This is a genomic window from Bythopirellula polymerisocia (genome assembly GCF_007860015.1).
Taxonomy (GTDB): domain Bacteria; phylum Planctomycetota; class Planctomycetia; order Pirellulales; family Lacipirellulaceae; genus Bythopirellula; species Bythopirellula polymerisocia.
Map to the genome: position 1 here is coordinate 277,932 of NZ_SJPS01000005.1, position 12,710 is coordinate 290,641.

Below are 12,710 nucleotides of genomic sequence, written 5' to 3' on the forward strand. Positions count from 1 at the left end.
TCATCGCTGCATTTAGCCTCCATACCCGCTGTAGCGATTGAAACCAGCTTGCATTGTCATGCGACACAGCACGATAAACCCCAATACCCACGCAGTCTGAATCATCAGGCCGTGAACCAATTCCGTACCCTGCACCTTGCCCAAAAAAACCGCTGCCGGGAAATAGGCCATGTATTTGAACGGCAGGAAATCCACGATCGTCCTCCATGGTTCTGGCAATATTTCTAAAGGGAACATGTGTCCGGAGAAGAAGAATGTAAACAACATGTAAACGAAGAGCAGTGAAGAAACCTCCAAAAACCAGAAGGAAATCATTCCCATCGTCGCTTCCAGGAAAAAGCCGAGCAAGAAAGCCAGCACCAGCGACAACAGAAAGGCGACCATCACCTCAGTTGGCGGCCACCCTGGAAAGTAACTTCGGCAGATATAGTAGACCAAGGCAAACGGCCCCGCCGCAACCGAGTAGTAAACCACCTTGTGGGCGATACGGGCGAGCAGCAGATAGCCGATCAGGTCGATTGGCTGGACGAGGAACTTCTTGATTTCCCCTTCCCGCACCTGTCGGGCAATTCCTGAAGCTAACCCTGGCATACTTGAGAAGGCGCGTGCGAGCATGGTGAGCAGATAGTAAGCCACGATGTCGTTGCGAGTAAAACCCTTGATGAGACCGCTGCCGGCTGACGCGAACACCGCCGTCCACAGAAAAATCTGCGTTACGATCGGGAGAAACCGCATCAAGGTCCCCAGCGCAAAGTCCCCCCGATAGACCAGGCGTTCTTCGACGCAGATCTTCAGGATCGTCCACCAAGTTTCAGCACGTGCAAGCATATTTAGGTAGTTATCGAATTGTAAAATTTCAAGTTTCGAGGCGCGAGTTACGGGCAAATAGATTATTCACCCGCGACTCAAAACTCGAAGCTCATTTATTGCTCCGCTCGCTTACCCCCGCGGTTCGCATTTCCCCATTCCGTATCTCCTCGGCCGTCTTTCCTCGCTCGCTCTCCTCGGCTGAGTGCGAAAACAACTCGGCGATCACTTCCTCCAGGGGAGGATCTTCCACGCTGATATCTTCAAGCGTGTGGTTCGCCAGCACCGAGGAAAGTACCTGCGAAATCTTCCCGCGATCGACTCGTAATCTGGCTTTTGGTTCGACTATCTCGAGCACATCACCATAGCGGGCTAGGTCGCTCGGCATTCGACCATCCGAAAAAAGCAGCGAGAGGATTTTGTGGCCGCTGAATTTGTCGATAATCCCGGCCAGTGAACCATCGTAAATGATTTCTCCCTGCGCGATGATTACTACCCGCTTGCAGAGAGCAGCCACGTCCTTCATATAGTGGCTTGTCAACAAAATCGTAATTTTCCGCTCCTGCTGATAGAACTTCAAGAACTTCTGAATGTTGTGCTGTGCGATCACGTCCAGACCAATGGTTGGTTCGTCGAGGAATAACACATCTGGAGAATGCAACAGTGCGGCAGTCAGTTCCATCTTCATCCGCTCGCCCAGCGAGAGTTCGCGGACCGGGCGACCGAGAAGGTGCCCCACATTGAGCAGATCACACAACTCATCGCGAGTCCGCACAAATTTGTCGTGTTCGATCCGATAAATTTTTTCGTGGAGTGTGAATGATTCCTGCGCCGGGAGATCCCACCAGAGCTGATTCTTCTGGCCCATTACCAGGGCAAAGCGGCGGCGATAGTCATTTTCTCGGAGCCATGGAACGTGCCCCAGCACCCGGGCCTCACCCCCCGTGGGGCTGATTACGCCGGAGAGCAACTTGAGAGTCGTAGTCTTTCCAGCGCCATTGGGTCCTAGAAAGGCCACAAACTCACCCTGCTCTACGTCAAGATCGATCGCCTTCACAGCGGCCACTTCACGGTACTCGCGGTGGAACAGCCCTCGGACGGAGGCCATCAGCCCTTCGTTTTTCTGATAGACGCGGTAGGACTTCTGGAGCTGGCGAATTTCGATGGCGTTCATAGGTTAGCGATTATAGGCCCTCTTTCCCTCATCGGACAGAGCCTCTCATTGGTAGTTGGTACTTGGTGCTTGTGGTTGGTGGTCAGTGGTTGGGTAATGGCGGTTGGTCAATAGTCGTTCCACGTCTAAACTAGATGCTCGCTTTCCACGAACCACCAGCCACCATCCAGGAACCACCCACCACCTATGCTCAAGCGCCTCGAATCTCTCTTACGCCCCTGGGCCATCCCCAACCTGACTGTGATCCTCATCGCTGGTCAGGCGCTATTGTATTTGGTGCAGATGGCCAGGGCAGGTGGCAATCTCGGAGTTGACGCTCTCGCAAAAATCTATCTTGATCCAGGCATGGTGCTACAGGGCGAAGTCTGGCGACTATTCACTTTCGCATTTGTCCCACCACAAATGGCCATGATATGGGCGTTCTTCTATTGGATGATCTTTTATCTATGCGGCACGACTCTTGAGAACCAATGGGGGGCTTCTCGCTACAATGTATTCCTATTAATTGGTCTCATCGCCAATATTCTCGCTGCGTTCGTGGCCTGGCGATTCGGTGCCTTAGAAGTTGCCAGCAACGAATTTCTGTACAGCACAGTTTTCTTGGCATTCGCGCGATTATTCCCAAAATTCGTTATCAACATTTTCTTTGTCTTGCCAATCCAAATCAAATGGCTTGCCCTCTTGATGTGGATAAGTTTGGGTTATGGCATAGTCGTCGGCGACTGGATGCAGCGATTGTTGATTGTCGCCTCCGTGTTCAACTACCTGGTATTTTTCGGCCGCGATCATTGGCGAGACTTGAAGCAAGCAGAGCGCCGTCGCTCTTACCAAGCCCGAACTGAAAAAGCTGGTCAGGCCCCCGTTCACAAGTGCCGCATCTGTGGCCTCGACAGCAATGCGTCGCCGAAGACTTCGTTCCGCTATTGCTCCAAGTGTGATGGACAATGCTGTTATTGTCCTGAGCACATTCAGGATCATGAGCATGTCGTCGAAGTGACTGCTAGTTCGTAGGTTGCGTTCTGCGGATCAATTGCCGTACAATTCGGCTTGAGATAATTAGCACAGACACGGAGGAAACAATGCTCCTAGCTCATATGGTTACCGAGGCCACACACACAGTTACCCAATCAGGAATTGGCCTGGGTTCTGCAATTGCCGTCGTTTGTTCCTGGCAGCGAAACCGATCGATTCTGTGGGCGATTCTGGCTGGAGTACTCACCTGGTTTTACGTCATTTACTTTGCCATGACTCGAACGCCGGGTGAACTATCCTAGGCACTCTATCCAGCAGCCATTTCGACAAGCTCCGCGGCGAGCTTCTTCCGTTTGGGGCACCCATTGCAGTTCCACCAATCGGACGCCTCACGGCTTGACCACGGTTCATTCAGCGGGACTTGATCTAACTGGTCTCGGAGAGCATCAACGGTCTGAAAACGATCCTCTGGTTGTTTTTCGAGGCAGCGGAGAATGATTTCTTCGAGTTCAACCGGAATTGACGAATTCCATTCCCGCGGTGCGACGGGGGCTTCGCTGGCGTGGGCAATCAGCACTTTGATTGGCTGAGGGTAATCAAACGGTGGATGCCCGGTTACCATCAAATACATGACCGCCCCGAGCGAATAGATATCACTTCGCTCATCGACCTCAGTAGTGCCCGTCGCCTGTTCGGGTGACATGTAGAGCGGCGAACCGGTAATCGAACCTTCTTGGGTCAATTCCACGTCATCGGCTTCCTTGGTCGGTTTGGCGAGTCCGAAATCCAAGAGCTTTGCTACGTCGAACTGTCCCCCTCGGTAGGCGCAGAAGATATTGGCTGGCTTGATATCACGGTGGACCAACCCTTGAGAGTGAGCTTCAGCGAGTGCGTCGCAGACCTGCTTCATCAAGTACACCACCCGACCAGAAGGTATGGCTCCGTAGTTACTCACCATTTCGCCAATGTTGTGGCCCGGCAGAAATTCCATCACATAGTAGAAAGTACCATCATCGGTACGACCATAGTCATAGATGTCGATCGAATTCCAGTGCGAGAGCTTGGCGGTGGCTTGCACCTCGCGCTCGAAACGGGCTAACACCTTGGGATCGCGAGTCTTTTCGGGGCGAATAATCTTTATCGCACATGGTCGTTTCATCATGTGGTGCTCAGCCAGATACACCTCGCCCATGCCGCCGCTCCCCAGCATTTGCCGCAGGCGATACTGTCCAAGTTGCTTGGCGGCGAAGGCCTCCTGCCGCAGATTGCCGATCGTCTTTACCCCGACAGTACCCACTACGACCATGAGAAGTATCGCCAGCGTCTGTTCTACAAATACACCTCGAAAGGGTGCCATATGGCTCAACTCCGCAAATGCAGGTGAACTGAAGTACACAATCAAAAGCATCAACAATGGAGCCAGGCCCATGAGACACAGCACAACCGCAGCACGTTGCCATCTGTTGGGGATGAAAACCGAGTAGGTGAAGATCAGCAGCAGCCAAACTCCAGTGATATTGGGAATATGCGAATGGCCATCTGTTAACTCCGAACATTGGATAAGTTGCTCGTAGTTCAATAACAAAAAGAACAACGCAGGGGCACCAAAGACGAGCAATTCGGTGAGACGCAAATGCTTGACCACGAAATCGCAACGAGTACACATCCGTTGTGCTATCAATGCCAGCAGAGCGGTCACTCCGGCTTGGCACCAGAGGGTTGTCAGCGAATGGCTGGCAAAATACTGCGTCGGCGACAGTATGGCCCTAGCCAGAAAGACCGCAAATCCCCCACACAAAAGCAGGGACACTATCCGCAACCGATCTCGCAACACATCCAGTGTTTCCTGGGTTAATTCAGGTGCGCTACCCTCCACCAGGGCAATATTTCGCCGAACCGGAACCCGCAGATTTGGCTGCGTCGCATCTGACAATTCTAGGAGCGAGAGTGGCGACTCAATCGTCTCGGCATAACTGGGCGAATCGAGACTGGGTGAGTCGGGACTCGGCGAGTTGGCAGACGGAGGGGCGGAATTGATGATTGTTGGATCCATGTTTTTTCACTGCTGGACAATGTCCTGTTGCTGAGTGATATTCCTATCATGGTACTCCAGATGGCCTTTCGGGGGCAGGGGCGAATGCTGGCTATGAGAAAAGTCCGGCTATTTGGCCCCCTCCCGAACGGATTGAACCGGACAGCGTACTAGTAACTTGGTGATGCAAAGGTGCAACAAGATGTTGCCCAAAACCAGCGCGTTCAGCGGCAAAGTGGATGGCCAGCAACATGCTCTGCGGAAGGAACCTCGGAACTGGACCCGGTCGGTGGTCGGACTGCCTTGTTGTGAAAAGTTTCCTCTAGGCCTGGACTTTATGAACTAGGCTTTAAGTGTGATTCCCTTCGGCTCACACATGCTTTTCACCACTTTTCATTTCCAGGTCGTTTCTCCTCGGCGACCACAACATCGGTTCATCCAATCTGGATATCAACTCATTTGCTTGTGTCTGCGATCACGTTTCGCGCGTTGATTGTCAGGCAGCTATCCAAACGAGTTGCTGACGAGGCACCACTGAATGCACAAGCCACTTATGAAGCAGTTCGATTGGAAGGGCCACTTAGAGACATTGGAAGACCGCCGGGTCATGTCCGCTGATCCAATAGGTGGATTGCTTGGCGAAGGGATCGTCCACCACTCTTTTGACGAAACAATCGTTCATCACGAATTGGTGGAAGAGGCACCGCCAATCGAGCATCACCTCGATACGGGTCCGGATTTCTGGATTGATCCCACGGATCCATATACGATTTCTGAGCAGATTGGCGAGATCGAGCAAACGCTCGCCAGTGCCCACACTACAACTGGCCTCAATCAAGTGTTAGCCGACTACGGCTTCACCGGGAAAGGCCAAACCGTCGCAATCATCGATAGTGGTATCGCCTACAACCATTTTGCCCTCGGCGGAGGTCTGGGAGCAAATTATCGAGTTGTGGGTGGCTATGACTTTACCGAGAATGATGCCAATCCCTACGACGATGGCACTGCCGGTGGACACGGAACCCATGTCGCCGGGATCGTAGGAGGGAATGCTGGCAGCGATCATGGCGTAGCATCCGGAGTGGACTTGGTCGGCTTGCGAGTGTTCGACGACTCCGGTGCCGGCTACTTCAGTTGGGTCGAGAGTGCCTTGCAGTGGGTTCACTTCAATCGCAATAGTTTCGAGAATCCTATCACCGCGATCAACCTGTCGTTAGGAGTTGCTTCTTGGAACTCCACTACCGTCCCCGTCTGGTCAACTTTGGAAGACGAGTTTGCCTTGCTCAAGGCGGATGGTATTTTCGTCGCTGTCTCTGCTGGCAATGCCTATGCTACCTACAATGCACCCGGCCTGGGATATCCTGCCGCCAGCCCTTCCGTGGTGCCAGTGATGTCGGTCAATGACAATGGTTCGCTTGCCGGATATAGCCAACGCGATGTTCGCGCGATTGCCGCCCCGGGTTCCTCGATCCGCAGTACGGTCCCTGATTACAAGGGAAATAACAACGGCATTGACGATGACTATGCCTACATGTCCGGCACGAGCATGGCTTCACCCTACATCGCCGGAGCAAGCGTTCTCATCCGCCAGGCCATGGAATTTTCTGGTTACACGGGGATAACTCAGGACACTATCTACAACCACATGATGGCGACCGCAACTTCGTTTGTTGACTCGGCCACCAACCTAACATTCAAACGCCTGAACCTCGAAGCGGCCATCGATGCACTCATGCCGGCGGACGACTACGGCTCAACCTTGGCTACAGCCTTCAACTTGGGAACGCTTACGACCACCGCAAGCCAGAGCGGAATCATCAGCACGCTCAACGATATCGACTACTTTAAATTCACCGCCGGCAGCAATGGCACGGTCACCTTCGACTCCAACGGGATGACCCACGAGCTACAGGCAGCTTGGACGGTTTCGGGTGCCACGGGCACTGTCACTGGCAATCAAGGTGAAGAGGTTTCATTTGACGTAGTTGCCGGACAGACTTACACAGTCGGCTTCTCGTCCAGTGGCGGACTAGGACATTACAATCTCAATGCGTTCTTCGAATCCAGCAACAACTTTACTTACACCGATTGGGGAACCGTTTCCTACGCACAACTCAACGGCCTCTCTGTGGCAGGAGAGAGTTGGTATCGCGTCCAATCCAGTCAAGCAGGATACTTGACAGTTGAAGGTGCATTTGCCGCACAGGGCGGACAAGTAAATCTGAAACTCTACGATTCTAACCTGCAACTGGTAACCACCGGCAATGCCGTCAACGGCACGACGCGAGTCGATGCCTTGGCAACCGCGGGTGAAGAGTTCTTCGTCTGTGTTCAAGGAACCAACAGCAATGTCGACTATCGACTAAGTAATTTGGTCTCGGTGACGGGCACGACGGTCAATGTTAAAGGGACTGCCGGCAATGACACTTTCACATTTTCCGCAGGCAGCACACATCAGGTTGTCGTAAACGGTGTGACGCACAACTTTGCTTCAATTGCAGTGACGAACATAGTCTTCAATGGCGGAAGTGGGACAGATACGATAGCACTAACCGGAACAAACGCCAAAGAGACGGCGATTATCGCCTCCTCATCCACAACTCTTATAGGGATCGGCTATCAAGTTGCTGCATCAGGCGTAGAAAACTCGACCGTTTACGGGGCTGGTGGAGGTGACATCGCGTATATTTACGATTCGATTGGGGCCGATCTGTATGAGACATTCTCGAATCACGTAACCATGTCGGGAACAGGATACCAGAATTCGGCCTACAATTTTTCCCAAACTTATGCATACGCCAGTTCTGGCGGGGTGGACCGAGCCAATATGTACGACTCGGCAGGAAATGACCTCTACCGAACTTATTCTGATCGGGTGATTCTCTCGGGAACAGGCTTTCTAAATTTTGCCGCTGGATTTGAATCCACCTACGGATATGCTTCTCAAGGTAATGACGTAGTTTTTCACTTCGATTCGGCTGGTAATGACCGCTTCGATGCCGGACCAGTAACAAGCAGCATGCAGGCAACAAACGGTGCTTACTTTAATCAAGCTGATAGCTTTGACACAGTGTACGCATATGCAAGCCTTGGCAGCGACGAAGCCTATCTGACCGATGGAGCGACCGATGACAGGTATTACGCGCAGAGCACCTCTGCCTTTATGCGAAGCACAATCGGTTCTTACTTGAATTATGTCAATGGCTTTGACTCGGTCTCGGCGATATCATCAAACGGGGGGTTTGATTACGCCACCCTCTACGACTCGACTGCCAACGACATTTTTACGGGGCGAAGCGACTACAGTCGCATGGAAGATAGTGTGGGTACCTTCTCAAATACAGTCAGCGGATTTGCTCAAAATTATGCTTATAGCATCAACGGTGGAACAGATCAGGCCCATCTCTACGATTCCAACGGGAACGATCTTTTCAGAGCTTATTCAGATCGAGCGATTCTGTCCGGGGATGGGTTTTACAACAACGCGTTGGGATTCAAGCAGGCCTTTGGCTATGCTTCGCAAGGGTTTGATAGTGCCCAAATGTTCGACTCGGCAGGGAACGACCAGTTTACCGCTACTCCCACCACCGCAGTCATGCAAGCTGTCAATAATTCTTACCAGAACAATGCCGATAATTTCGACGAAGTATTTGGCTATGCTAGTCTCGGATTTGACGAAGCGTTTCTATATGATGGTGCGACGAACGACCGCTTCATCTCTGGGCCTACGTACGGACTGATGCGGAGCTTGACGGGAGAGTTCTACAACTATGCCAAATCATTTGACTCAGTAAGAGCTTATTCCACCGCAGGAGGTATTGACTACGCCACCCTATATGACTCGGTGGGGAATGATATCTTCAGTGGATACGCTTCCCATGGAGTCATGCGTGACCAGGCAGGAACCTATTACAATTACGTTGAAGGTTTCGATGGCGTGTACGCATATGCCACTGCTGGAGGGAACGACACCGCTGACTTGTTCGATTCAGCGGGCAATGATCTATTCTATGGTGAAGGGAATCTTGCTCGACTTACGGGAACGAACTTTAGAAACCTTGCAACCGGTTTCGAAAGTGTGCAAGCTCACTTTGAAAACGGGGGAACAGACACGGTTGATCTCAACGCGGTTGACTATCTGTTTACACAGATTGGTAGTTGAGCATTACTGGGGAGTAATTCCATTCAGCTACCCATGCGTTTCTCAATACGATCGCCTTTGCAGCACAACAGAGGATTGAGCTTAGCAACTTTTTGCGGATCCTTGATCCGACAGATAGTATTCTTTGCTTCGATACCGTAAAAGGAATCGTATCCTCGGTCTCGTAAATAGTTGACGATATCGATGGGTTGATATCCAAACTCTGGTGCGGTTTCCTCATTGAGCTCAATTAGTATTATTGGAGCATTGACTCTATCAAGGATTTCACCTGCACCTTGCAGTACCATCAATTCCGATCCTTCTACATCACATTTGAGAAAATCAATGTGATCGACTCGACGGGATTCCAAATAAGATTTGAGATCTGTCATAGGCACACAATGAACGACAAAATGATTTCTTCCCAAGTTGGAAATCGACGACCTTGAGTGAGATAGATCGTTGAAGAGGTGGACGTAGGTCTCACCCTGCTCTATTCCTAGTGCGAGTTGTTCTGCCACTACACAGTCACTATTGCTATTGAGTGTGATGTGTTCATTCAGGCGATCGAAAGTTGAGGGAACTGGCTCGAAAGCGTAGACGGAGCCCTTAGATCCAACAATTTCTGCACAAAGCGTGGTATACCAACCATAGTTCGCGCCGGCGTCGACAACATGATCGCCCTTTCGGAGCAATCTCTTGACTACAGTTGTAGCGGCAGGCTCGAATTCGCCTGATACGAATAGTGGCAGGTAGATATAGTCGGGACCGATATGAAATCGGCGCCCATCTTTCACTGTTACAATCTTATCAGGAATTGAGCGATCACTTACGCCGAGACGATCCCGCAGCCAGAGTCTCAATTCGGTACTCGTGCAGCGTTTCACTGAAGCCTTTAAAGATGGTGGCACCCGTTCAAGCATTTTCCAAGCAAGATCCATGATTCGATCCTTTCGTGAGATTGATGTATTTCCTATCTGATCACGCCCGGAACTCCAGGCGTCGTCGATACATTGAAACGAAATCTAACTCGCCCTTGAGCGCCACGCAATTGAGTGATCCTTGTTGAATGGTGTCATGCGGAGAGTAGATTGTTTAATTTCAAGGCTCCTGTCGATTTTTAAGGCATTAACCAATGCTTGGCGAAATCGCTCTCGTTCTTGATGAATATCACCCCAGCGCTTTGCCCAAGCTCGACCGTGGAGTCCACACTTGAGTCGAATCTTGTCTTCGAGACAGTTTTCCCGGATCGCTTCGGCAATTGAAGTCACTTGATTCGTCGACACCACAACTCCAGCGGTGGTTTGCTGAATTAATTTCATTGATGCCAGATGTTCTGGTCCGAATCCTAGCAAACAACGACCAGCCATCATGTATTGATAAAGTTTGGTTGACAGTGACAATCTAGTCAGGGCAGTAACGTCCTCATCAAAGCTCTCCACATGGACGAGTACGTCTGCGTCTTGGAATACGCGAGGCAGTTCTTCACTGGGGCACCATCCTCGCAGCTTTACAATAGGTGACACTTCCAAATCTTTTCGATAGGCATTGATCTGTTCTGCTGATGAGTAGATATCCAGACTCAATTGGCGACTGCTTTGTGCGGCCAATTCATTCAATGCTGCTGCCAGTGCGCGAAGTTGTCGCCAGCGCTCCAGCCCCAGGTTTCCAGCATAGATAAAGCGAACGATCCCATCGGAAGGCCTTGGTGAGGGGTCATAAGAATCAGGCGAAGTTCCTGTAGTAAACGTGTCCCATGGCTTCAAGTATTTCGCTTCATATTCCTCCGCCATGGACGGACTGATGCCTGCCCGTCCACAGGAATAATCTATGCATTGACTAAACCAACTCTCTGAAGCGGCCGCAATTGTTTTGCCGAACGGCATCGATCGATAAAGTGAGCTGACGTAGTCATCGGTTACATGCATAAATAAGGGGATTCTGAGATGCCTGCAAGCCAAAAGAGTATTCTTGGCAAGCGAGTAATTCCCAATCAAAGCGTACACAATGTCGGGTTTGCAGTCTTTCAACTGTTGACGAAGCGTACGCCCGATCCAGGAATGACCGTACCATATCTCCTGCAGGCACTTTGACCATTGGAACAACTGCTTCTGCTGCTTCAGTGCGACGAGTAGTTTGTGTCTTGTGCGCGACTTGGAGACTTCTTGTTCGTGAAGAGAGCTTTTTTTTTCTTCAATTGTTGCAAGGTTCTCCTGGAGTCGCTCTACCGTGCCAAAGGAGCTGATTCTTCGATAGTCCACACAGACATCAAATTCAGGTGGATAGCTTGCTCCGACAGGGAAATAGATTTGCGTGAGTCGATCCTTGGGCCAGGAAGAAAACAAGGATCGCATGAGTAACCCATTGGAGATGTCCGCCCTCATGGGATTGCACGACACGATTGCCACTTTGGGAAAAAGCTTCTTTTTCACCTAGCTACTCCAAATTGTCGTGGTGCATATCTTCTCGTGCGACTAGTTATCTTCCACAAGAACAGGAGACCCCAGAACGCGATAGCTTCCTCAGAAAACATCAAGCGAACGTTATTGGCAGGAATGTAGTAGAACAGAAGGAGGATTTGGCCCAGAAACCCCGCGGCGAAGGGATTTTGGCCCCACATCGCATCTTTCCAGGCACGGCCCAATAAATAAGCGAGTACCGCGATACCTAGAATCGATCCAGGAAAAGACAAGTCCGAAGCTAACCACGGATAGATCGTATGCCAATAGTGGGCAACACTGTAGCCAGTTTCGGACTCCAAGCGGTAGGGATAAGACTTGTTGAGAAAGTAGTTAGGATTTGAAGAGAGAATACCTGCATAGCGCATCAAAAAGGTTGAATGACCAATTCCAAAGCTCCATTCGAAAGGAAGCTCTAAACATTCCGATAATCCTAAATACCCCTGGGTCCAGTATCGTGACAACATATACACGGGATACTCCACGGACTCTGGCAACGTAACGCCATAGAGATCTTTCGACCAACAAGTCGTCCATAGAGGGTAACTGCCGCCCGACAGTTCATAACGTGATTGCCTCGAATAGCCAAAGTAGAGAATGCCAGCAAGAAGAGCTGATAATGTGATAGATACGAGGAGGACTTTCTGAGCAAACGACCAATTTCGCCGGCGATTTACTCGCGCCTGAGTCCTGGTCGAGTGCTGTGACTCGGTGGAACTTCCAGTATGAAATCGCAACCACAATAACCAGGGGAGAACAAGTGCCAAGTCGAACAACCCTTTTGCGGCACCAACGAGGATCGACTCGACGAGCAAGCTCAATAGCCCTATTCGCCAAAGTGTCTTCCAAGCATCTCGTTTACCTTTCAAGTGAATCACACCTAACGGTACAAATAGTCCGAATATTGGACCTAAGAGAGCTCGAACGATCGACACAAGAGGCGCCGATTCGCGATTATTCAACCTCTCTGCCCGAGCCGCATAGGCTGCTCCAGGGTTCGTGATGGCCTCTGTGATCGATACTTCCGAACGATCACGATTGTAGATCGTGATGGGCGACATGATCAGCATGGCAAGAATTGCCAACTTCAACATTTTCGAAATTGATAGCGGGTTGCAATAGAGA

General features: G+C 50.9%; 9 protein-coding genes. 3 read left to right on the top strand and 6 right to left on the bottom strand.

What is annotated here, in order from left to right; all coding sequences use genetic code 11:
• Positions 1 to 12: 12 nt before the first annotated feature.
• Positions 13 to 828, bottom strand: a complete 816-nt coding sequence (locus Pla144_RS17005; RefSeq protein WP_146451894.1) for an ABC transporter permease — start codon at positions 826 to 828, stop codon at positions 13 to 15.
• Between the two features lie 91 nt (positions 829 to 919).
• A complete protein-coding gene (locus tag Pla144_RS17010; RefSeq protein WP_146451895.1) occupies positions 920 to 1,981 on the bottom strand; it encodes an ABC transporter ATP-binding protein in 1,062 nt (353 codons plus the stop codon).
• Positions 1,982 to 2,167: 186 nt separating this feature from the next.
• Here Pla144_RS17010 and Pla144_RS17015 point away from each other — a divergent pair, with 186 nt between their 5' ends.
• Both Pla144_RS17015 and Pla144_RS17020 read left to right on the top strand, forming a co-directional pair.
• A complete protein-coding gene (locus tag Pla144_RS17015) occupies positions 2,168 to 2,992 on the top strand; it encodes a rhomboid family intramembrane serine protease (RefSeq protein WP_146451896.1) in 825 nt (274 codons plus the stop codon).
• A 68-nt stretch (positions 2,993 to 3,060) separates the two neighbouring features.
• Entirely contained in the window at positions 3,061 to 3,255 is a 195-nt protein-coding gene (locus Pla144_RS17020) for a hypothetical protein (RefSeq protein ID WP_197530765.1), read from the top strand.
• Positions 3,256 to 3,260: 5 nt separating this feature from the next.
• Here the strand turns inward: Pla144_RS17020 and Pla144_RS17025 are convergent, their stop codons facing one another.
• Positions 3,261 to 5,006, bottom strand: a complete 1,746-nt coding sequence (locus tag Pla144_RS17025; protein ID WP_146451897.1) for a serine/threonine-protein kinase — start codon at positions 5,004 to 5,006, stop codon at positions 3,261 to 3,263.
• A gap of 517 nt (positions 5,007 to 5,523) precedes the next feature.
• Here Pla144_RS17025 and Pla144_RS17030 point away from each other — a divergent pair.
• On the top strand, positions 5,524 to 9,147 hold the full coding sequence (locus Pla144_RS17030; RefSeq protein WP_146451898.1) for a S8 family serine peptidase: 3,624 nt from the start codon (positions 5,524 to 5,526) through the stop codon (positions 9,145 to 9,147).
• A 23-nt stretch (positions 9,148 to 9,170) separates the two neighbouring features.
• Here the strand turns inward: Pla144_RS17030 and Pla144_RS17035 are convergent, their stop codons facing one another.
• From Pla144_RS17035 to Pla144_RS17045, 3 genes are all read right to left on the bottom strand, one after another.
• Positions 9,171 to 10,067 (bottom strand): FkbM family methyltransferase, encoded by an 897-nt coding sequence (locus Pla144_RS17035; RefSeq protein WP_146451899.1) that lies wholly within the window; start codon positions 10,065 to 10,067, stop codon positions 9,171 to 9,173.
• Positions 10,068 to 10,151: 84 nt separating this feature from the next.
• Positions 10,152 to 11,558, bottom strand: coding sequence for a glycosyltransferase (locus Pla144_RS17040; RefSeq protein ID WP_146451900.1), 1,407 nt, complete (start codon positions 11,556 to 11,558; stop codon positions 10,152 to 10,154).
• Complete coding sequence (locus tag Pla144_RS17045) at positions 11,555 to 12,679, bottom strand: hypothetical protein (protein ID WP_146451901.1); 1,125 nt, start codon at positions 12,677 to 12,679, stop codon at positions 11,555 to 11,557. The genes Pla144_RS17040 and Pla144_RS17045 overlap by 4 nt, the downstream gene beginning before the upstream one ends.
• Positions 12,680 to 12,710 lie beyond the last annotated feature (31 nt).

Coding starts and splice junctions, on each gene's coding strand:
- Pla144_RS17005 (WP_146451894.1), bottom strand. CDS start 828: ATGCTTGCACGTGCTGAAACTTGGTGGACGATCCTGAAGATCTGCGTC.
- Pla144_RS17010 (WP_146451895.1), bottom strand. CDS start 1,981: ATGAACGCCATCGAAATTCGCCAGCTCCAGAAGTCCTACCGCGTCTAT.
- Pla144_RS17015 (WP_146451896.1), top strand. CDS start 2,168: ATGCTCAAGCGCCTCGAATCTCTCTTACGCCCCTGGGCCATCCCCAAC.
- Pla144_RS17020 (WP_197530765.1), top strand. CDS start 3,061: ATGCTCCTAGCTCATATGGTTACCGAGGCCACACACACAGTTACCCAA.
- Pla144_RS17025 (WP_146451897.1), bottom strand. CDS start 5,006: ATGGATCCAACAATCATCAATTCCGCCCCTCCGTCTGCCAACTCGCCG.
- Pla144_RS17030 (WP_146451898.1), top strand. CDS start 5,524: ATGCACAAGCCACTTATGAAGCAGTTCGATTGGAAGGGCCACTTAGAG.
- Pla144_RS17035 (WP_146451899.1), bottom strand. CDS start 10,067: ATGGATCTTGCTTGGAAAATGCTTGAACGGGTGCCACCATCTTTAAAG.
- Pla144_RS17045 (WP_146451901.1), bottom strand. CDS start 12,679: ATGTTGAAGTTGGCAATTCTTGCCATGCTGATCATGTCGCCCATCACG.